This is a genomic window from Thalassobaculum litoreum DSM 18839, from assembly GCF_900102465.1.
GTDB lineage: Bacteria > Pseudomonadota > Alphaproteobacteria > Thalassobaculales > Thalassobaculaceae > Thalassobaculum > Thalassobaculum litoreum.
The window spans coordinates 157,643-178,734 of sequence record NZ_FNBW01000001.1 but is presented as its reverse complement, the minus strand read 5'-3'; the positions used below and the strand labels follow the sequence as shown (position 1 = coordinate 178,734).

Here is a 21,092-nt window from a genome sequence, read left to right as displayed (position 1 = left end):
GGCGGTGAGACAAAGGATCCAACGAAAGAGTGACGGCGCCGGGCGCCGTCACTCGCGCTGTAAAATCAGGCGGCAGAGTCAGGCCGCTTGATCAGGCGCTCAGCACTTGGCGCCCGGCATGCCGGCTTCGATCCACTCGACGCTGGTCTTGTCGGCCGGCGGCATGACGCATTCGGCCGGATAGACCTTCACGTCGCGCAGGCCGAGCTCGCCGGCATCCTCGTTCCACTGCACGATGCCGTACATGTGCTCGGTGATCGCCTGGTGCCCGTTGCCCAGCGCCATCTTCACCGGCGCCGCGAAGCTCTCGAACTCCAACCCGGTCAGCGCGTCGCGCACCTGCTTCTCGTCCGGGAACGAGCCGGCCGCCTCGGCCGCCTTGTCATAGGCGATCTTGGTGGCGAGAATCGCCTGGGCGTACTGATAGGCCGCACCCGACGGATACTCGCCATAGGCTTCCTTGTAGGTCTCGACGAACCAGGTGTTCAGCGGCGTGTCGCGGTCGCGGACCAGGATGCCGTACGGACCGCGGCTGCCGATCGCCACGCCGTCCGGCAGGCGCTTGCCGAGCCGGTAGGCGCTGACGCCGCCGACGGTGAGCACCACCTTCTTCTGCTGGAAGAAGCCGCGCGGCGTCGCCTGCAGGATGAAGGCCTCGAAATCGCCGCCCCAGAACGAGGAATGCACCAGCTCGGCGTCGTCCAGCGACAGCGCCGAGATCTCCGACCCGTACTGGCCGGCGAAGATCTTCGGGAACTGCGGCTTGTCGGAGACCTTGGCGTCCGGCATGACGTCGGTCATGGCCAGCGAGAAGTCGCGCCAGCTGTCCTGCCCCCAGGCGTAGTTCTGGTTGATGCCGGTGTAGGACTTCACGTCCGGCATCATCTCCTTGACGTAATGCGCCGCGGCGATGTTGTCGGCCGTGGCGTGGCTCATGGTCCGGAACACGTACTCGCGCGGCGCTTCCTCGAAGATCCGGGGCGTGCCGCAGACCGCCATGACCGTCAGCTTCTGCAGTTCCTCGGCGACCGGCGCGATGGCCGCGCAGGATCCGGAGGACACGTAGCCGACGACCGCGTCGACCTCGCGCTTCTGTACCAGGTTGCGGTACTCGGAGACCTGCTTGGTGTTGCCGCCGGATTCATCGATGTACTCGGCCTCCACGGTCGCGCCTGCAAACCCCTTGGTGTCGTAGGGTGCGGGAAGCGTTCCCTTGTTGATGGCCTCGATTACCATCTCGGCGCCATTGCGCCCGGGAACGCCGTACGGACCCGCCGCCGGACCGGACAGGAACGCAACGATTCCGAGCGACACGGTGTCCTTCGCCGCCACCGACGCCGGCGCGGACAGCGCAAACGCAGCAGCCAGGCCGGCGCCAACAACACCAGCATATCTCATTGGTTTCATGCGATCTTTCCCTCTCTCAAACGGTGAAGCCCGTTACGGAATCGGCGTCGCGGAAGCGGGGTCGTATCGCCCGTCTTCTCGGCTCCGCGAGGCCGCGGTTCGTGCAAGGGTAACCATGCTCTTCGCTGCGATGCAACGTAGAGGACCGCTTGCATGGGCCCGGCCGGAGGGTTACCTCAGTCTCCCAAATGCTTCTGAACCCCTGAAGGGAGAAAGCACATGGGCGTGCAGCAGAACTATATCGGTGGCAAATGGACCGACGGCGCCACCGCCAAGGACAACGTGAATCCGTCCGATCTGAAGGACGTCATCGGCAGCTATGCGCAGGCCGACGCCACCGGGGTCGCCGCAGCCGTCGATGCCGCCAAGGCGGCGGCCCATGGCTGGAATCGCTCCACGCCGCAGCAGCGCTACGACGTCCTGGAGTTCGTCGGCAACGAGATCATGGCGCGGCGCGAGGAACTCGGCCGCCTGCTCTCCCGCGAGGAAGGCAAGACCCTGCCGGAAGGCATCGGCGAGGCGACCCGTGCGGCGCAGATCTTCAAGTTCTTCGCCGGCGAGGCCCTGCGCATCCAGGGCGAGAAGCTCGCCAGCGTGCGGCCGGGCGTCGAGGTCGAGATCACCCGCGAGCCGGTCGGCATCGTCGGCATCATCACGCCGTGGAATTTCCCGATCGCCATCCCGGCCTGGAAGATCGCCCCGGCCCTGGCTTACGGCAACTGCGTGGTGTTCAAGCCGGCCGATCTGGTCCCGGGCTGCGCCTGGGCGCTGGCCGAGATCCTGTCGCGCGCCGGCCTGCCGGAGGGTGTGTTCAACCTGGTGATGGGCCGCGGCTCCGTCGTCGGCGAGGCGATCCTCAACGCCGACGCGCTCGGTGCCATCAGCTTCACCGGCTCGGTGGAGACCGGCAAGCACGTGGCGGCGACCTGCGCGGGCCGTCTGGCCAAGGTGCAGCTCGAGATGGGCGGCAAGAACCCGTTCGTCGTGCTCGACGACGCCGATCTCAATGTCGCGGTTAACTGCGCGGTCAACAGCGCCTTCTTCTCCACCGGCCAGCGCTGCACCGCGTCCTCGCGCCTGATCGTCACGGAAGGCATCCACGACAAGTTCGTCAAGGCGATGTCCGACCGCATCGGCACCCTCAAGGTCGACGATGCGCTCGCCGAGGGCACCGAGATCGGTCCGGTGGTCGACGAGAACCAGCTCAAGCAGGACATGGACTACCTGGAGATCGGCCGCAAGGAAGGCGCGAAGCTGATCGGCGGCGACCGCCTGACGCTCTCGAAGGACGGCTATTACATGAAGCCGGCCCTGTTCACCGAGACCACGAACGACATGCGGATCAACCGCGAGGAGATCTTCGGTCCGGTGGCGTCGGTCATCCGGGTGAAGGACTACGACGAGGCCCTGGCCGTCGCCAACGACACCAGCTTCGGCCTGTCCTCCGGCATCGCCACGACGTCGCTGAAACTCGCCAGCGACTTCAAGCGGAACGCCGAGGCCGGCATGGTCATGGTCAATCTGCCGACGGCGGGCGTCGACTATCACGTGCCGTTCGGCGGCCGGAAGGGCTCCAGCTACGGTCCGCGCGAGCAGGGCCGCTACGCCGCGGAGTTCTACACCACGGTGAAGACCGCCTACATCCAGCCGTAAGGCTTCCCGACCCCCTTCGTTACGGAGCGGCCGGCGTCAGTGGGCGTCGGCCGCAGCCGTATCCTGGGCCGCCTCCGTCTCGGCCGACGGCATCCGGGTGCGGTCCAGATTGGCATTCTCGAAACTGGTCCCGTCGATCGTGCACTCGGCTAGGTGTGCGTGGGACAGGTCGCAGCCGTCCAGCACCGCCCCCGACAGGTTGGCCGACGTGAAATCGACGCGCTGGAAATTGGCGCCGGTCGCCTTGGCCCCGGACAGGTCCGCCGCCCAGATCCCCTTCTCCTCCCCCGAGCGTGGATCGACCACCCGCATCGGTGTCAGCACGGCCGCCTGGAAATTGGCCTCGTCGAGGATGGCGTTGCGGAAATTGGCGCCGCGCAGGTCGCTGCGCTGAATCTGCGCGCCGGCGAGGCTGGCGGTGGTGAACTTGGTGAATCGGAACGAGCAGCGCCGCAGGTTGGCGCGGTTCAGATTGGCACCGGTGAAATCCGCCGCCGACAGATCGGCGCCGGAGAAGTTCACGCCCTCCAGGTTACGGCCGGAGAAATCGGCCGGCGCGCCCTTGCGGCCACCGGAACTGATCCAGGCGAAATGCCGGACCAGCAAGTCGCGCACGTCGGCGTCCAATGCCTCCATGTCCGAGGCGATCACGCAGTCGGACAGGTCGGCGCCGGACATGTCCGCACCGTCGAGGTGGCAGGACCGCAGGTCGGCCCCGGTCAGGTCGGTATTGGCGAGCCGGGCGTCGGCGAAGTTCACGTCCTGCAGATTGGCGCCACGCAGGCTGGAATTCTCGAAGGTGGCACCGGTCAGGATCGCGCCCTTCAGGTTGGTCGCGTCCATGGTGCAGCCGTCGAAATGCGCGCCGCTCGCCGTGACGCCCATCATGTTGGCACGGCCCAGATTGGTGCGCACGGCCCGGGCATTCTCCAGGTCGGCGCCGCCGAGATTGGTGACCGTCTCCTCGCCCTTCTTTGCGCCGATCTTGGTGGACCGGAAATCGGCGTCGGTCAGGTCGGCGGAGGAAAGGCGGGCCTGTTCCAGGTCGGCCCCGCGGAAATCGGTCTTCACCAGCTTCGCCCCGGTCAGGTCCGCCGCGCGGAGCTGCGTGCCGGCGAGCGAAGCCTCCGAGAGGTTGGCGCCGACGAACTGGGCGCCGCGGAAATCGGCGTTGCTGATGAGCGCGCGGCGAAGGTCCACACCGTTCAGCAGCGCGCCCCGTTGCTGATAACCGCGCAGGTCCGCCCGCTTGCCGTCACCATAGTTGTTCAGGAAGTTGACATGCTTCCTGATGATGTCGGCGAGTTTCCAGTCCACATTGCTTGGGTCGAATGCCAAGCGCCTTCTCCTTGGATCCCTACTATCCCCGGCTGTGGCCGGATCGCGCATCTTCGGGTATCCGGCCGAGGATACGCTATCTTTTACTGTACCGCATAACCTGCAGCACTGCAGACATTTTCAGTCGCCTTCAAAGTACTTGGCGCCTTCGGAGAGAGTTTCGAACACCATCTGGAAGCGGTCTGCGGCATATCTCACATGGGACAGCTGAACCGGGACACCGTCGGGATCGACATTAACCGCCTCGACGTAAAGCACGGGACGGTTGCGCGGTTGTCCCAGCACCTCGGCTTCGGTCACATCCGGCATGCGGGCCGTCACCTTGGTCACGGCGCGGGCATAGTTCGGGATGCCGTGATGTTCCATCACCCGGGTGATGGAGTGGGTGGCGTCGTAGACCTCCTGGAAATCCGGGAATCGTTTCGCCGGAAACCAGTGGGCACCGACGGACAGAGGCCGATCATCCACCTGATTGACCGTCTCCACCTGCAGGACCGCGGTCCCCGGGGTCAGCCGCAGAACCTCGGCCACATCCTTCGACGCCCGCATCCGTTTGAAGGACAGCAGCCGGCCGCTGGCCGACCGGTTGGCGCGGCGGACGTTCTCGGTGAACCGGGTGCGCTGTCCGACCAGGTATTCCAGCACGTTCTCGCGTACGAACGCGCCGCGCCCTTGCTCCACCCGCACCAGCCCGCGGTCGACCAGGGCCGAGACCGCCCGGCGCAGGGTGTGGCGGTTCACGCCGAAGCGCTGCGACAGTTCCGCCTCCGTCGGCAGCCGCTGGCCCTCCGTCCAGCGACGGCTGCGGATCTCCTCGGCGAGCGTCTCCTCGATCTGCCGCCAAACCGCCAGTCCGGAATCCCGATCGATCGCGGTCACGCAGGTCCTCCCGTCACGAAAGCTTAATCATCGACGGCTTTACAGCCACGGATTTGTTGATCATATTGCGCTCAATAAGTCTGGATGTCTAGACAAATTGGAAATTCGTCGATGACCTCGAAACGCCCCACAGCCTGCTCCCCGGAACAAAGTGCGGAACGCCGCGCGCGCCAGCGCTGGATGTCCGCCCTCGCCAAGGCGGAGTTCGGCGATCTGGATTCGCTCTGGAACAACCTGCCCTCCAAGCCGGCCTGGACGGTGATCCGCGCGCCGGAGGTCGGCATGGTCATGGCCCGCGGCCGCGCCGGCGGCACCGGTGCTCGCTTCAACATCGGCGAGGTGACCGTCACCCGCTGCGCCGTGCAGCTCGACTATGGGGCTGTCGGCTTCGGCTACGTCATGGGCCGCAACAAGCGCCACGCCGAGCTGGCAGCGGTGGTCGACGCCATCATGCAGACCCCGTCGCGCCGCGAGGCGCTGGAACGGGCGGTAATCGCTCCGCTGAGTCTGCGCCAGGACGCGGCGAAGCGGGAACGCGGCCAGAAGGCGGCATCGACCAAGGTCGATTTCTTCACCCTCGTGCGGGAGAGCTGACCATGGCGCCGATGACCGACATCAAGCCGGGCTTCCGCGACCCGGTCCTCGATTCCCAGGCGACGTTCCGCGCCGTGCTCGACGCCATGGCGCGGCCCGGCAGGCTGCGGACCCTCGCCCTGCTAGAAGACCCCCCCGCCCCGCTGGCGCCGGCTACCGCGGCGGTCTGCCTCGCCCTGGTGGATCAGGACACGCCCCTGTGGATCGCGCCGGACCTGCGCTCCCAGGCGGCGGAGACCTTCATGAAGTTCCATTGTGGCTGCCCGATCGTCGACGACCGCGCCAAGGCCGCCTTCGCCATCGCCTCGGCTGCCAAACTGCCGTCGCTTGGCGGCTTCGCGATCGGCGACGACGCCTATCCGGAGACCTCGACCACGGTGATCGTCCAGACCGTCGGGCTTGCGGCCGGCGACGGTCTCACCCTGAGCGGCCCCGGCATCGAGGACACCCACCGCCTCGCCGTCTCCGGCCTGCGATCCGGGGTCTGGCGCGAGTGGATGGAGAACGGGGTTCTGTTCCCCTGCGGTATCGACCTGATCCTGGTGGACGGCGCCACGCTCGCCGCCCTGCCCCGCACCACCACCGTCACGGAGGCCTGAGCCATGTATGTCGCCGTCAAGGGTGGCGAGAAGGCCATCGCGAATTCCCAGAAGCTGCTGGCCGAGGAGCGCCGGGGCAACCCCAAGGTCCCGGAGCTCAGCCTCGATCAGATCCGCGAGCAGATGAGCCTCGCCGTCGACCGGGTGATGACCGAGGGCTCGCTCTACGATCCCGAACTGGCCGCGCTGGCGATCAAGCAGGCACGCGGCGATCTGCAGGAGGCGATCTTCCTGCTGCGCGCCTACCGCACCACCCTGCCCCGTTTCGGCGACGGCGAGCCGATCGACACCGCCGAGATGAACGTGCGCCGCCGGATCTCCGCCACCTACAAGGATCTGCCGGGCGGCCAGGTGCTGGGGCCGAGCTTCGACTACACCCACCGGCTGCTCGATTTCGCGCTGGCCGCCGGCGACAACCGGCCGGCCGCCGAGATCGCCGAGGCGCCCGTCGAAGGCGGCATGCCCAGGGTCACCGAAATCCTGAACTACGAAGGCCTGATCGAGACCGAGCAGCCGGACCATCCGAACGCCCCGGTCGTCGATCTGACCCGCAATTCGCCGCGCTATCCGGCCGAGCGTGCCGCCCGATTGCAGAACCTGGCGCGCGGCGACGAGGGCTTCCTGCTGGCGCTCGGCTACTCGACCCAGCGCGGCTACGGCAACAACCACCCCTTCGCCGGCGAGATCCGCATGGGCGAGGTCGCGGTCGAATTCGCGCCGGAGGAGCTCGGCTTCCCGATCGAGATCGGCGAGATCACCGTGACCGAGTGCCAGATGATCAACCAGTTCAAGGGCTCGGCCACCCAGCCGCCGCAGTTCACCCAGGGCTACGGCCTGACCTTCGGCCATTGCGAGCGCAAGGCGATGTCCATGGCGCTGGTCGACCGGGCGTTGCGGGCGCGCGAGTTCGACGAACACATCGACGCCCCGGCCCAGGACGAGGAGTTCGTCATGGCCCATTCCGACAATGTGGAGGCGTCCGGCTTCGTGCAGCACCTGAAGCTGCCGCACTACGTCGACTTCCAGGCCGAGCTGGTCACCGTGCGGGCCCTGCGCAAAGCGTTCGAGCAACGCGCGGAAGACAGCGACACCGTCTCCGACGCGGCGGAATGAGGATTAGAAGAATGGCTGACGTGATCGACCACCCGAGCCGCACCGCCGCCGCCGAGACGCGCGCCGCGACCGGCTACAACTTCGCGTATCTGGACGAGCAGACGAAGCGGATGATCCGCCGCGCGATCCTCAAGGGCGTGGCCGTCCCCGGCTATCAGGTGCCCTTCGGCTCGCGCGAGATGCCGCTGCCCTACGGCTGGGGCACCGGCGGCATCCAGGTCACCGCCGCCGTGATCGGACCGGACGACACCCTGAAGGTCATCGACCAGGGCGCCGACGACACCACCAACGCCGTGAACATCCGCAGCTTCTTCGCCAAGACCGCCGGCGTGGCGACGACGGAGAAGACGGTGGAGGCCTCGGTGATCCAGACCCGCCATCGCATCCCGGAGACGCCGCTGAGCGAGGATCAGATCCTGGTCTATCAGGTGCCGATCCCGGAACCCCTGCGCTGGCTGGAGCCGCGCGAGACCGAGACCCGCAAGATGCATGCGCTGGAGGAATACGGCGCGATGCATGTGAGCCTCTACGAGGACATCGCCAAGTACGGCCGCATCACCAAGTCCTACAACTACCCGGTCAAGGTGAACGGCCGCTACGTGATGTCACCGAGCCCGATCCCGAAATTCGACAACCCGAAGATGGACCGGATGCCGGCCCTGCAGCTCTTCGGCGCCGGGCGGGAGAAGCGGATCTACGCGGTGCCGCCCTATACACGGGTGAAGTCTCTGGATTTCGAGGATCACCCCTTCACCATCGAGACCTGGGACCAGTGCTGCGCGCTCTGCGGCGCCGGCGACAGCTACCTGGACGAGGTCGTGACCGACGACAAGGGCGGCAAGATGTACGTCTGCTCCGACAGCGACTACTGCGAGCAGCGCCGCGAGGCCGGCCATGTGGGCGACGGCGGCGACCCCGCCTATGCCGCGCGCAACCAGATCCCCGCAGGAGACGCGCCGGCAGGAGACGAGCCCGCAGGAGACGAGCCCGCAGGAGACAAGCAATGACCGCCGCCCCCGCTTTCCGGATGCCCGACCCGCTGCTGCAGGTGCGCGGGCTGACCCATCGCTACGGCCCGCATATCGGCTGCCGCGACGTGTCCTTCGACCTGTATCCGGGCGAGGTGCTCGGCATCGTCGGGGAGTCCGGCTCCGGCAAGACCACCCTGCTGAAATGCGTCTCCGGCCAGATGGAGCCGACCGAAGGCTCGGTGGAATACGAGACCCGCGACGCCGGGCTGATCGACCTGTTCCGCATGAGCGAGGCGCGCCGACGTCTGCTGATGCGCACCGACTGGGGCATCGTCTATCAGAACCCGCGCGACGGCTTGCGCATGCGGGTCTCCGCCGGCGCCAATGTGGGCGAGCGGCTGATGGCGATCGGCGACCGGCATTACGGCCATATCCGGTCGGAGGCGGTCGACTGGCTGGAGCGGGTGGAGATGGATATCGGCCGTATCGACGACATGCCGCACACCTTCTCCGGCGGCATGCAGCAGCGCCTGCAGATCGCCCGCAACCTGGTGACCAAGCCGCGGCTGGTGTTCATGGACGAGCCGACCTCCGGCCTCGACGTGTCGGTGCAGGCCCGCCTGCTCGACCTGGTGCGCGGCCTGGTGCGGACCCTCGGCATCGCCTGCGTGATCGTGACCCACGATCTCGGCGTGGTGCGGCTGTTGTCGCACCGGCTGATGGTGATGAAGGGTGGCAACGTGGTGGAGAGCGGCCTGACCGACCAGGTGCTCGACGACCCGCAGCACCCCTACACCCAGCTCCTCGTCTCCTCGATCCTTCCGGTGTGATGCCATGACCCAGTTCGACGACACCGTGATGCTCCATGCCCAGGGCCTGTCGAAGCATTTCGTCCTGCACAATCAGGGCGGGGTGAAGATCGACGTGTTCGAGAAGGTGGAGTTCACCGCCCGCCAGGGCGAATGCGTGATCCTCGCCGGTCCCTCCGGCTCCGGCAAATCGACCCTGCTGCGCTCGCTCTACGCCAACTACAAGCCGCAGGCGGGGTCGATCTACGTGCGCCACGGCGAGGCCTGGGTCGATCTCTGCGCCGCCCGCCCGTTCCAGATCATGGAGGTCCGCCGCGACACGCTGGGCTATGTCAGCCAGTTCCTGCGGGTGATCCCACGCGTCGCGACCCTGGATCTGGTCAGCGAGCCGCTGATCGGACAGGGCCTGACCGAGGAGGCCGCCCGCAAGCGCGCCGAAACGATCCTCGCCCGTCTGCGCATTCCCGAGGCGCTCTGGTCGCTGCCGCCCTCCACCTTCTCCGGCGGCGAGCAGCAGCGGGTGAACATCGCCATGACCTTCGTGCAGGACTACCCGATTCTGCTGCTGGACGAGCCGACCGCCTCGCTGGACAAGGACAACCGCGAGACCGTGATCGCGCTGATCAACGAGGCCAAGGGCCGCGGCGCCGCGATCATCGGGATCTTCCACGATGCCGAGGTGCGCGCCGCCGTCGGCACCCGGTCCTACGACGTCACCGAAGCGAGACAGGCCGCATGAACCACGCCCTCACCCTGACCAACGCGCAGATCGTTCTCGACGACGAGATCGTCCACGGCACCCTCCGCATCGAGAACGGCCGCATCGCCGATGTGAGCAACGGCGGCACCGGCACCACGGCCGCCGAGGACCTGGAGGGCGACTACCTCTGCGCCGGGCTGGTGGAGCTGCATACCGACAACCTGGAGAAGCACGTCCAGCCGCGCCCGAAGGTCAAATGGCCGACCTCCTCGGCCCTGCTCGCCCATGACGCCCAGGTGGTCGCCTCCGGCATCACCACCGTGCTCGACGCCATCGCCGTCGGCGGCACGCTGAGCGAAGACGTGCGCGACTATCTGGTGCGGGAATCCTCCGAGGCGATCCACGCCTTCCGGGCCGACGGGCTGCTGCGCGCCGACCACCACCTGCACATGCGCTGCGAGGTGGCGCACAAGGACGTCCTGACCCTGTTCGAGCCGTTTAAGAACGACCCGCTGGTGAAGCTGGTCTCGCTCATGGACCACACCCCCGGCCAGCGCCAGTTCGTGAACCTGGAAAAGCTGCGGGTCTACTACAAGGGCCGCCACCACCTGGACGATGCCGCCTTCGAGCAGATGATCATCGACCGCAAGGAGGCCCAGGCGCTGTATTCCGACAAGCACCGCCGGATCCTGGTGGAAATGGCGCGCGAGGCCGGCTATCCGATCGCCAGCCATGACGACGCCACCGTCGAGCATGTCGACGAAGCGGCGGAGATGGGCCTGACCATCAGCGAGTTCCCCACCACCATGGAAGCCGCCAAGGCGGCCCACGCCAAGGGCCTGCGCACCATCATGGGCGGGCCGAACGTGGTCCGCGGCGGCTCCCATTCCGGCAACGTCTCTGCCGGCGACTTGGCCGAGGCCGGCGTACTCGACGCCCTGTCCAGCGACTACGTGCCGGCGAGCCTGCTGCACGGCGCGCTGCTGCTGACCAGCCAGCACGGCATCGCGCTCCCGAAGGCGCTGGCGACGGTCACCGGCAATCCCGCGGATATGGTGGGCATGGACGACCGGGGCCGGATCGCTTCGGGTAAGCGCGCCGACTTGGTGCGCTTCAGGGCCCTGCCGGACGGGGTGCCGGCGGTACGGCGGGTTTGGCGCGAAGGGATGCGGGTGCTGTGATGGACGCCCTGAAACCGAGCCCGAAGAAGCTGAAAGCCGACGGCCCGCTGATCCATCCTGAGGCCCATGTGCAGGACAGCACCTTCGGCGCCTGGACCGAGGTCGGTGCGCGCACCAGCGTGATGGAGAGCAGCTTCGGCGACTACAGCTACGTCGTCTCCGACAGCCAGATCATCTACACCACGGTCGGCAAGTTCGCGAACATCGCCTCCCACACCCGCATCAACCCGGGCAACCACCCGCACTGGCGGGCCAGCCTGCACCACTTCATGTACCGCTCGGCCTCCTACGACCTGGGCGAGGATGACGGAGAGTTCTTCGACTGGCGCCGCGACCATCACTGCACCATCGGCCATGACACCTGGATCGGCCACGGCGCGGTGATCATGGCTGGGGTGAGCGTCGGCGACGGTGCCATCATCGGCTCCGGCGCCATCGTCACCAAGGACGTGCCGGCCTACACCATCGTCGTCGGCAACCCGGCCCGCGTCCTGCGCCGCCGGGTGTCGGAGGCGGCGGAGGAGAAGCTGCGCGCGATCGCCTGGTGGGACTGGAGCCACGACCTGCTGCGCGAGCGCATGGAGGACTTCCGGTCGCTCGAGGCAGAGGCCTTTGCCGACAAATACGCGGTCTGACGGTCGAATGGCACGCGGCACGCTCATCCTGGTCGTCGGACCGTCCGGGTCCGGCAAGGACACGCTGATCGACGCGGCCAAGGCGGCGCTGGCGGACGATCCCCGCTTTCACTTCCCCCAACGCGACATCACCCGCCCGGCCAAGGCCGGCGGCGAGGACCATAATCCCGTCGACACCGCCACCTTCAAGAGCCGGCAGGCGGCGAGCGCCTATGCCCTGTCCTGGGGCGCCCACGAGCTGTTCTACGGCGTGCCGACCGCGATTGCCGACCACCTGGCGCGCGGCACCTCGGTGGTGGTGAACGTGTCGCGCTCGGTGATCGCCGAGGCCCGCGACCGCTTCCCGCCGACCGCCGTGGTCAGCCTGTCGGTGCCCGAGGCCGTGCTGCGCCACCGCCTGGCCGCCCGTGGGCGAGAGACCGCCGAGCAGATCGACGCCCGGGTCGCCCGCGCCGCCGCCGTCCCTGTCTCCGGGCCGAACGTCTTCCAGGTGGTCAACGACGATACGGTTGAGACGGCGGTCGCCCGTTTCCTCGCCGCCCTGGACGCCGCGGCATCCCTCACCGGCTGACGGCCGTCATCAAACCGTCACCCGGACCTCTCTGAAACTTAACAGGGCTGTCACGGGCGTTTTGCCGGCCACGCGTATCCACCTCCCTGCACACATTGAACAGCGTGATCTCCGCCCCGCCGCCGGCCCCGGCGTGGCGGTGCTTTCCGTTCACAAAACGCGGGGCTCGCAATGCTGCAGATCCACCATCTCGACAAGCACTTCGGCACGGTTCGGGCGGTAGACGACGTGTCCTTGCAGATCCCGAACGGCCAGATGGTCGGGGTGATCGGCCGCTCCGGCGCCGGCAAGTCGACCCTGCTGCGCCTGATCAACCGGCTGGCCGAACCGACCGGCGGCAGCATCACCTTCGAAGGTCAGGAAGTCAGCACGCTGAAGGGCCGCGACCTGATGGCCTGGCGGGCCCGCTGCTCGATGATCTTCCAGCAGTTCAATCTGGTGAACCGCCTCGACGTGATCACCAACGTCCTGCTCGGCCGCCTGAACTATCACGGCTTCCTCGACAGCATGCTCAAACGGTTTTCCCTGGCCGAGCGGGCGATGGCGATCTACGCCCTCGACCGGCTCGACATGGCCCAGACGGCGCTGCAGCGCGCCGACACCCTGTCCGGCGGCCAGCAGCAGCGTGTCGCCATCGCCCGCGCCCTGATGCAGGAACCCCGCATCCTGCTCGCCGACGAGCCGATCGCCTCGCTCGATCCCCGCAACGCCGCGGTGGTGATGGACGCCCTGCGCGCGATCAACAAAGAGGAAGGGATCACCGTCGTCTGCAACCTCCACACGCTCGACACCGCCCGCGCCTATTGCGACCGCATCATCGGCATGCAGGCGGGACGTGTGGTGTTCGACGGCACCCCGGACTCGCTGACCACAGACGCCGCCCGCGAGATCTACGGCGTCGACGGTTTGGACGAAGCGCTCAGCGAGAGCGTGACCTCCTCCTCTCTCGGCTCCCCCGACGACGGGGCCGAGCCGCGCCGGGCCGCGGTCGCCTGACCGCACCCGCCCGCCGCCCCCACGCATCCGCGTTCCCAGAAATCCTGCCCTCAAGGAGACAAGGCAATGATCGCACGTCGCATTCTGCTCGCTGCTGCCGGCATGGCGGCCCTGGCGACCTCCGTTTCGACCGACGTCCTGGCCGCCGACGACTGGCGCGAGCAGGTGCCGGTGTTCCGCGTCGGCATCCTCGGCGGCGAGAATGAGGCCGACCGGCTGAAGAACTACGCCTGCTTCAAGGACCACCTGGAAACCCGCCTGGGCGTGCCGGTCGAGCTCTATCCCGCCTCCGACTATGCCGGCGTCATGCAGGGCCTGATCTCAGGCAACCTGGAATATGCCGGTCTCGGCTCGTCGGGCTATGCCGGCATCTCCATTCAAGAGCCGGACGCGGTCGAGCCGCTGGTCACCACCGAGCAGGTCGACGGCTCGCTCGGCTACTACTCGGTCATGTATGTCCGCGCCGACAGCCCCTACAAGTCGCTGGACGACCTGAAGGACAAGACCCTGGCCTTCGCCGATCCGAACTCCACCTCTGGCTATCTCGTGCCGGCCTACGAGCTGAAGAGCCAGGGCTACGACCCGAAGGAGTTCTTCTCCAAGACCGGTTTCGGCGGCGGTCACGAGCAGGCCGTCGTCGCCGTGCTGAACGATCAGTATGACGCGGGTGTCACCTGGACGTCGGGTGTCGGCGAGAAATCCAAGGGCTACTCCCGCGGCAACCTGCGCAAGATGGTCGACAAGGGCGCCCTGAACATGGACGACATCCGGATCATCTGGCAGTCGAACCTGATCACCAACGGTCCGCGCGTCATCCGCAAGGACGTCCCGCAGGAGCTGAAGGACCTGATGCGCGGCATCCTGGTCAATCTGCCGCTTGAAGACCGCGACTGCGCCGAGGCTGTCGCCGGCGGCAAGATCAACGGTTTCCAGCCGATCGGCCACGACTTCTACAAGCCGATCATCGAGATGCGCCGCGAGCTGCTGGCCTCGCGCCGCGGCTGATCGCCGATCATCCCGGCGGGCGAAGGGCATCGGCGCTTCGCCCGCCTCCCCCGTTTTCAACGTTTCGGAGCCGGCCTCGTGAGCAACGGCCACGCCGACCCCAAGAGCATCCGGATTCCCGACGGCCATGATCCGGCGGACGTGTTCGAGCGTCACCGGGCCGAGCTGGAACGCTCACGTCGTGCGGCCACGCTGCTCTATGGCGGCCTGTTCGTCCTGGCCCTGGCCGCCGCGGTCTACATCTCCAATTTCTATCCGGACAAACTGGCCGCCGGCGTGCCGAAGATCGGCGACTACATCTACGACATCCTGCCGGTCCTCGACCCGGCGCTGCTGTTCGCGGGCACCAAGACCGAGGGCTCTATCGCCTACTGGTATTTCAACCTGCCGAAATATCTCCAGCTCCTTGCCGAGACCATCAACATGGCGCTGTTCGCGACGATCTTCGGCGCGTTCGGCGGCTTCGTCCTGTGCTTCCCGGCGAGCCGCAACCTCGCGCCGAACGGCTGGGTCTACTTCCTGTGCCGGCGCTACATGGAATTCTGCCGCGGCGTGCCCGAGGTGATCTTCGCCATCGCCTTCGTCTGGGCCTTCGGCATCGGCCCGTTGGCCGGCATCGTCGCCATTGCCATCCACTCGGCGGGCGCCCTGGGCAAACTGTTCTCCGAGGTGAACGAGAACGTCGACACCAAACCGATGGAGGGCATCCGCGCCTCCGGCGGCTCCTGGTTCGACGAGATCCGTCACGGCGTGGTGCCGCAGGTTCTGCCGAATTTCGTCAGCTACACGTTGCTGCGCTTCGAGATCAATATCCGCGCCTCCTCGATCATCGGCTTCGTCGGCGGCGGCGGTGTCGGCCAGGAGCTCTATTACGTCATCAACTTCAACTTCTACGAAGAGGTGAGCGCGCTGGTACTGCTGATCGTCGCTACGGTGACCTGCGTCGATCTGATCTCAGAGCGCGTGCGTCACCGCTTCATCGGCCGCGAGAACCTCGTCCGGGAGAACCTCGCATGACCAGTGTCTCCGACGCCGACATCCGCGCCGCGGCCGAACGCTTCCCCGACGTCTTCCATGAGCCGACCCGGCTGGTCTGGGGTCGGCGCGCCCTGGCCGTCGGCATGATCGCCTATTTCGCCTTCTGCGTCTGGGCCTTCGACATCACGTTCGAGCGGCTGTTCGGCGGACTGCACAAGATGGGGCACGTGCTCTACAGCATGGTGATCTGGAAGGATTTCCTGACCTGGGATTTCAGCGGCATCCTGATCGGCCTCGCCGAGACCGTGGGCATGGCCCTGCTCGGCACCACCATCGCCTCGCTGTTCGCCATCGTGCTCGGCTTCGTCGCCGCCAAGAACGTGGTGCCCAACCGATTCGTCCACCACATCGTCCGCCGCTTCCTCGATCTGCTGCGCGGGGTCGACACGCTGATCTGGGCCCTGGTCTTCGTGCGCGCTGTGGGGCTGGGGCCGCTGGCCGGCGTCCTGTCGATCATCGTCAGCGACACCGGCACGCTGTCGAAGCTCTATTCGGAGGCGGTGGAGAATGTCGACCGCAAGCCGATCGAGGGCGTGCGGTCCACCGGGGCCAGCCACATGCAGCGCTATCGCTTCGGCTTCCTGCCCCAGGTGATGCCGGTGTTCCTGTCCATGTCGCTTTACTGGTTCGAGAGCAACACGCGCTCGGCGACCATCCTCGGGATCGTCGGCGCCGGCGGCATCGGCATGCAGCTCTCCGAGCGGATGAAGGTGCAGTACTGGGACCAGGCGGCGTTCATTATCCTGCTGATCCTGCTCACCGTGGCGATCATCGACACCCTGTCCAAGTGGATCCGGATGCGGTTGATCGGCAAGCGCGAGCTTTAGACGCCGCAAAGTGCCGCGGCATCTTGCGCCTCCGGGAAATCCGGTTACCGTCCCGCCCCATGAAAACAGACGTTGATTACATCTTCGGCGAGACCCTGCCCGAGCCGGGCACGGCCATGGAGGTCGCTCCCGGAATCCGCTGGATCCGGATGCCCCTGCCCTTCGCCCTCGACCATGTGAACCTGTTCCTGCTGGATGACGGCGAGGACGGCTGGGTTCTGGTGGACACCGGCGCCGCGTTGAAGCCGACCCAGGACCTGTGGGAACTGGTGCTGGCGAACGAGCTCCAGGGCAAGCCGATCTCGCAGATCATCGTCACCCATTTCCACCCGGACCATGTCGGCAATGCCGGCTGGCTGCAGGAGCGCACCGGCGCGCCGCTGTGGATGAGCCGCACCGAGTGGCTGTCCGCCCGGGTCAACCGCGCGGAGCCGCCGGAACAGTTCCAGCAATACGCCCCGGACTTCTACAGCCGTGCTGGCCTGTCCGACCTGCTGGTGGGCGAGCTGCGCGACCTCGGCAACCACTTCCACTCCCTGGTGTCGCCGGTGCCGCCGATCTATCGGCGGATCAGCGAGGAGACGGCCCTGGAGATTGGCGGCCGGACCTGGGTTCCGATCCTGTCCGGCGGCCACTCGCCGGAGCATATCTGCCTGTACTGCCCGGACGACAACATGGTGCTCGGCGGCGACTTCCTGCTACCGCGGATCTCGCCGAACGTGTCGGTCTGGTGGAACGAGCCGGAAGGCAACCCGCTGGCCGACTACATCCGGTTCCTGCAGAACCTGGACTATATGGATGACGACATCCTGGTGCTGCCGTCGCACGACCGCCCCTATCGTGGCCTGCACGAGCGACGCGCCGACCTGATCGCCCATCACCACGAGCGCTTCGAGCTGGCCCTGGAGGTCTGTGCGGAGCCGTCGACGGCGGCCGACGTCATGTACCAGATGTTCAAGCGCCAGCTCGACGCCCACCAGAGCCGCTTCGCCATCGGCGAGGCCCTGGCGCACCTGAACTATCTGGTGGAGGACGGCCGGCTCGACCGCAGCCTGGACGAGAGCGGGGTGTGGCGCTACCGGGCGGAGGCGTGAGGGGACGGTAGCTCCCTCCGATCACTCTCACGCTCTCTCTTTTCCGAACTCCTCGGACCTGTTCCGGGGCAAGCCCGTCCGCATGGCGAGCGCGGGAGCTCAGTACTGCAACGATGAAGCCCTTCCCGTCGCTCGCCCCGGAACAGGTCCGGGAGTGATTGAGTGGATTTGAAGGCAGACAAAAAGCGCGTCTCTCCCCGTCTCCCAGGCCTTGCGCCGGGGTCCAGGGGGACGCTCTCCGGACCCCTTCCAACACATCCGACTCCTCCCAGCCTCCATCCCCGCATCAGGGCCGGAAAGACGCTGAAGCGAACGGTGCCGCCACAGAACCCCCCTCGAACCCGCACCCGGATTCATGGAATACTGAGCCTGTGCCGCGCCAGCGTGACCGCGCGACACCCGGAGGAGCGGAAAACCGCCCCCGGCTTGGGAGGACGCCCCCGGAAGTCAGCGAAGCACCCGCTCGGGCGCGGTGACAGGAGGGTTTTACCCGTGTCCCAGGCCGAAATCTCCCGCGACGATCCGCCCAACGCGTCCACCGACACGGCGGTCCACCCGCTGCGACCGGCCTCCCACGATCTGGTCGCCTGGTGCCTCGACCGGCTGAACCACCACGATTCAATCGCCCAGCACGACCCGCTGGCGACCGGGGTGCGCAGCCTCGCCATCGACCTGCTGGAGCATCTGGAGGACGGGTCCCTCGACCTTCCCGCGCTGCATTCGGTGGTACGCCAGATCAGCGACCGTGCCCTGATCGAGCGCGCCGGCCGGCTGCGCGAGCAGTGCCCGCCGGCCGACTGGAAAGCCACCGTCGACGCCGCCCTGGCGCCCCTGGAGGAGGCCGGCGTGGCCGAGATCCGCGCTGCGGTGGAGACCACAAGGGCCGGCGTGGTCTTCACCGCCCATCCGACCTTCGCCCTGTCCCGCCGGATGCGTGCCATCCTGGCCGACATCGCCAGCGGCGAGGCCGACGCCGCTTCCAAGCTTGGCGACGTGCCCCATGCGCCCGACCCGGCGATCACGCTCTCGGCCGAGCACGAGGACGTGCGCGCCGCCCTGCTGAACGCCCAGGACGCCCTGCGCAAACTGAACGGCGCCATCCTCGACTGGCTGGAGACCCACGTCCCGAACAAGTGGTGGAGCATCCGCCCGGCGCCGCTGCAGCTCGCCACCTGGGTCGGCTACGACCTGGACGGGCGCACCGACATCCACTGGGCCGAGACCCTCCGGATCCGGCTGGAGGAGAAGGCGCTGCAGCTCGCCCGCTACCGCGACGGACTGGCGGAGATCGGCGGTGCCGGCGTGCAGCCGCTGATCGACCGGCTGGGCGCCGCCGAAGCCGAGACCGCCGCCCAGGCCGCCCAGTTCGCCCGCGACCTGGAGGACCCCGAGACCGTCGTGGCGGCCGCCAACCGGCTGACCGCCGACGGCCCGGGCCGCCTCACCTCCCTCACCCCGATCCTGGAGGCGATGGACCACCTCATCGCCGAGGAGAGCGACACCGCCCGGCGCAAGGCGCTCTGCGTGCTTGCCGCCGAAATGGCCACCTGCGGGCTCGGCATCGGCCTGATCCACTTGCGGGTCAACGCCGCCCAGGTGCGCTCCGCCGTGCAGGCCGATCTCGACCTGTCGGGCCTGGCCGAATTCCACGACCGCCGCGCGCTCGCCGCCGCCGCCGAGAAATCCGCCCAGGCAAAGGCCGCCAACGTGAATTTCGGCGCGGTATTCCAGGAAAGCATGACGGCGCGCCGGCAGATGATGCTCTGCGCCCAGATCCTGAAACACATCGACGCCGACGCGCCGATCCGCTTCCTCATCGCCGAGGTGGAGGCGCCGGCCACCATCATGGGGGCGGTCTACCTCGCCCGGCACTACGGCATCGCCGACAAGGTCGACATCTCTCCGCTGTTCGAATCCCCGCCGGTGATCGAACGCGGCGCCCGCTTCATGGAGCGGCTGTTCGACGAGGAGGAATACGTTGCCTATATCCGCGGCCGCGGACGGGTCAGCCTGCAGTTCGGCTTCTCCGACAGCGGCCGGTTCATGGGACAGATCGGCGCCGACCTGGCGATCGAGCGGCTGCAGATCCAGGTCGCCCGGGCGATGGCCAAGCGTGAGATCGAGGGCGTGGAGGTGCTGCTGTTCAACACCCATGGGGAATCCATGGGCCGCGGCGGCTTTCCCGGCACCCTGGCCGAGCGCTTCGACCATCTCTTCACCCCCTGGGCCCGCGCGCGCTACGCCCAGAAAGGCCTGCGGGCGCTGGCGGAGATGAGCTTCCAGGGGGGCGACGGCTATCTGTACTTCGCCACCCCGGCGCTGGCCGAGGCGACCGCCTGCGGCATCGCCCGCTGGGCCTTCGCGCCGCCCGGCATCGAGAAGCCGGACGACGATGCGTTCTACGGCGATATCGACTTCTCCTGGGACATCTACCGGGCGGTGAAGTCCTGGCAGGAGGCGCTGTTCGAGGACGAGCATTACCAGGACGTGCTCGGCGCCTTCCCGCCGAACCTGCTGCCCGCCACCGGCTCGCGCAAGACGCGGCGGCAGAGCGGCACGTCGAAGGGGTCGGGGGCCAGGGGCATGCGGGCGATCCCGCACAACGCCGCCCTGCAGCAGCTCGCCGCCCCGGCCAATGTCATGGGCGGGCTCGGCATGGCGGCGCGGCGGGAGCCGGAACGGTTCCTGGCGCTGGTCGAGGGTTCGCCCCGGTTCTCGCGGCTGATGGCCATGGTGATGCGGTCGCGCCGGTTGACCAGCATGGCGGTGCTGCGGAGCTATGCCGACCTGTACAGCCCGAGCTTCTGGACCATCCAGGCCTCGCGCACCGACAGCGAGGACGCCGCCAAGGTGGCCTACCGCATCGCCGACCGGCTGAGCCGGCGCGACCACGACCACGCGATCCAGCGGCTGGCCAACCTGCTGTCCCGCGACCGCCGCCAGCTCGACACGGTCTGCGGCGATATGGTGAGCGACGGGATCGGCGACCGCAGCTTCCCGCGCGAGCTCTATGTGCTGCATGCGGTGCGGCTGGTGCTGGTGATGCAGGCCTTCTCCCTGACCGCCTCGACGCCGGGCTTCTCCCACCGCCACGACCTGACCCATGCGGTACTGATCGACATGGCGCTCGACCTGCGCTTCGCCGAGGTGGCGGAGACCATCGAGACGATCTTCCCCACGGGAACGGAGGCGGCGGAGGCGTTCTCCGCACTGACGGAGCAGAGCGACATCGCCGCCGAGCAGGCGGGGTATCCTGAGGTGAAACGCGGCATCGCCGACCCGCTGCGCTGGATCGACGGGGCGATCAAGGAAATCAGCGTCGGCATCGCGCATTTCTATGGGGCATATGGGTAGGCGGCCGACCACCCATTTTCTTTCTGCGTCATCCCGGTTGGCCCCGGGCTTGACCCGGGGGAAGACCGGGACCTCGTAACGGGCGCCCGACCATGGGTCCCGGCCCGCCCCCGGATCGGGTCCGGGGTCGTCCGGGATGACGGGAACGGGAAGTTGGTTGAGGAAAGCGCTCCCGCTTCCCTCCTCCCGCACTCCCCGGATTTATTCCGGGGTGAGACATCCGACGCGCGAACTCTCGGTCGTTCGGTACTGCCTCATCCGCTCGCCCCGGAAAAAATCCGGAGAGTGTCGAAAGAGAGGTGGGAGGGTGAGGCGAGAACGCCCCCCG

The 21,092-nt window shown here is 67.5% G+C and carries 19 protein-coding genes; 16 read left to right on the top strand and 3 right to left on the bottom strand.

Translation table 11 applies throughout. From position 1 onward, the window contains the following. Nucleotides 1-99: 99 nt before the first annotated feature. The gene (locus tag BLS34_RS00755) at nt 100-1,407 is read right to left on the bottom strand and encodes an ABC transporter substrate-binding protein (protein WP_215906012.1); all 1,308 of its coding nucleotides are present in this window, start codon (nt 1,405-1,407) and stop codon (nt 100-102) included. A 219-nt stretch (nt 1,408-1,626) separates the two neighbouring features. On the opposite strand from BLS34_RS00755, the gene BLS34_RS00750 reads away from it, so the two are divergent. After that, nucleotides 1,627-3,060, top strand: a complete 1,434-nt coding sequence (locus BLS34_RS00750; RefSeq protein ID WP_211228866.1) for an aldehyde dehydrogenase family protein — start codon at nt 1,627-1,629, stop codon at nt 3,058-3,060. Between the two features lie 36 nt (nt 3,061-3,096). On the opposite strand, the gene BLS34_RS00745 is transcribed toward BLS34_RS00750, so the two are convergent. After that, on the bottom strand, nt 3,097-4,398 hold the full coding sequence (locus BLS34_RS00745) for a pentapeptide repeat-containing protein (protein ID WP_175474055.1): 1,302 nt from the start codon (nt 4,396-4,398) through the stop codon (nt 3,097-3,099). Nucleotides 4,399-4,518: 120 nt separating this feature from the next. Beyond that, nucleotides 4,519-5,277 (bottom strand): phosphonate metabolism transcriptional regulator PhnF, encoded by a 759-nt coding sequence (phnF, locus tag BLS34_RS00740; protein ID WP_093147471.1) that lies wholly within the window; start codon nt 5,275-5,277, stop codon nt 4,519-4,521. Between the two features lie 111 nt (nt 5,278-5,388). On the opposite strand from phnF, the gene phnG reads away from it, so the two are divergent. The 15 genes from phnG (at nt 5,389) to BLS34_RS00665 (ending at nt 20,764) form a co-directional block, all read left to right on the top strand. Continuing rightward, a complete protein-coding gene (gene phnG, locus BLS34_RS00735) occupies nt 5,389-5,871 on the top strand; it encodes a phosphonate C-P lyase system protein PhnG (RefSeq protein ID WP_028793154.1) in 483 nt (160 codons plus the stop codon). Between the two features lie 2 nt (nt 5,872-5,873). Then, nucleotides 5,874-6,470, top strand: coding sequence for a phosphonate C-P lyase system protein PhnH (phnH, locus tag BLS34_RS00730; RefSeq protein ID WP_245701878.1), 597 nt, complete (start codon nt 5,874-5,876; stop codon nt 6,468-6,470). 3 nt (nt 6,471-6,473) lie between these two features. Then, nucleotides 6,474-7,583 carry a carbon-phosphorus lyase complex subunit gene (locus BLS34_RS00725; protein WP_093147468.1) on the top strand — a complete coding sequence of 370 codons (1,110 nt, stop codon included), beginning with the start codon at nt 6,474-6,476 and terminating at the stop codon, nt 7,581-7,583. A gap of 11 nt (nt 7,584-7,594) precedes the next feature. Further along, a complete protein-coding gene (locus BLS34_RS00720; protein ID WP_093147467.1) occupies nt 7,595-8,590 on the top strand; it encodes an alpha-D-ribose 1-methylphosphonate 5-phosphate C-P-lyase PhnJ in 996 nt (331 codons plus the stop codon). Beyond that, on the top strand, nt 8,587-9,384 hold the full coding sequence (gene phnK / locus BLS34_RS00715) for a phosphonate C-P lyase system protein PhnK (RefSeq protein ID WP_342664891.1): 798 nt from the start codon (nt 8,587-8,589) through the stop codon (nt 9,382-9,384). Before BLS34_RS00720 ends, phnK begins: the two co-directional genes overlap by 4 nt. A gap of 4 nt (nt 9,385-9,388) precedes the next feature. Then, nucleotides 9,389-10,102, top strand: coding sequence for a phosphonate C-P lyase system protein PhnL (gene phnL, locus BLS34_RS00710; protein ID WP_245701877.1), 714 nt, complete (start codon nt 9,389-9,391; stop codon nt 10,100-10,102). After that, a complete protein-coding gene (locus BLS34_RS00705; protein WP_028793149.1) occupies nt 10,099-11,244 on the top strand; it encodes an alpha-D-ribose 1-methylphosphonate 5-triphosphate diphosphatase in 1,146 nt (381 codons plus the stop codon). The genes phnL and BLS34_RS00705 overlap by 4 nt, the downstream gene beginning before the upstream one ends. Then, nucleotides 11,244-11,879 carry a DapH/DapD/GlmU-related protein gene (locus BLS34_RS00700; protein WP_093147465.1) on the top strand — a complete coding sequence of 212 codons (636 nt, stop codon included), beginning with the start codon at nt 11,244-11,246 and terminating at the stop codon, nt 11,877-11,879. The genes BLS34_RS00705 and BLS34_RS00700 overlap by 1 nt, the downstream gene beginning before the upstream one ends. Before the next feature lie 7 nt (nt 11,880-11,886). Next, complete coding sequence (gene phnN / locus BLS34_RS00695) at nt 11,887-12,450, top strand: phosphonate metabolism protein/1,5-bisphosphokinase (PRPP-forming) PhnN (protein ID WP_093147462.1); 564 nt, start codon at nt 11,887-11,889, stop codon at nt 12,448-12,450. Nucleotides 12,451-12,621: 171 nt separating this feature from the next. Continuing rightward, nucleotides 12,622-13,446 carry a phosphonate ABC transporter ATP-binding protein gene (gene phnC / locus BLS34_RS00690; RefSeq protein WP_093147458.1) on the top strand — a complete coding sequence of 275 codons (825 nt, stop codon included), beginning with the start codon at nt 12,622-12,624 and terminating at the stop codon, nt 13,444-13,446. 66 nt (nt 13,447-13,512) lie between these two features. Continuing rightward, nucleotides 13,513-14,451, top strand: a complete 939-nt coding sequence (gene phnD / locus BLS34_RS00685; protein ID WP_093147455.1) for a phosphonate ABC transporter substrate-binding protein — start codon at nt 13,513-13,515, stop codon at nt 14,449-14,451. Nucleotides 14,452-14,529: 78 nt separating this feature from the next. Further along, nucleotides 14,530-15,468, top strand: coding sequence for a phosphonate ABC transporter, permease protein PhnE (phnE, locus tag BLS34_RS00680; protein WP_211228865.1), 939 nt, complete (start codon nt 14,530-14,532; stop codon nt 15,466-15,468). Continuing rightward, nucleotides 15,465-16,316 carry a phosphonate ABC transporter, permease protein PhnE gene (gene phnE, locus BLS34_RS00675; protein WP_093147453.1) on the top strand — a complete coding sequence of 284 codons (852 nt, stop codon included), beginning with the start codon at nt 15,465-15,467 and terminating at the stop codon, nt 16,314-16,316. Before phnE (BLS34_RS00680) ends, phnE (BLS34_RS00675) begins: the two co-directional genes overlap by 4 nt. 59 nt (nt 16,317-16,375) lie before the next feature. After that, a complete protein-coding gene (locus tag BLS34_RS00670) occupies nt 16,376-17,410 on the top strand; it encodes an MBL fold metallo-hydrolase (RefSeq protein ID WP_093147451.1) in 1,035 nt (344 codons plus the stop codon). Nucleotides 17,411-17,902: 492 nt separating this feature from the next. Then, nucleotides 17,903-20,764: a phosphoenolpyruvate carboxylase gene (locus BLS34_RS00665; RefSeq protein ID WP_093147449.1), complete on the top strand. Its 2,862-nt coding sequence runs from the start codon at nt 17,903-17,905 to the stop codon at nt 20,762-20,764. Nucleotides 20,765-21,092: the final 328 nt, after the last annotated feature.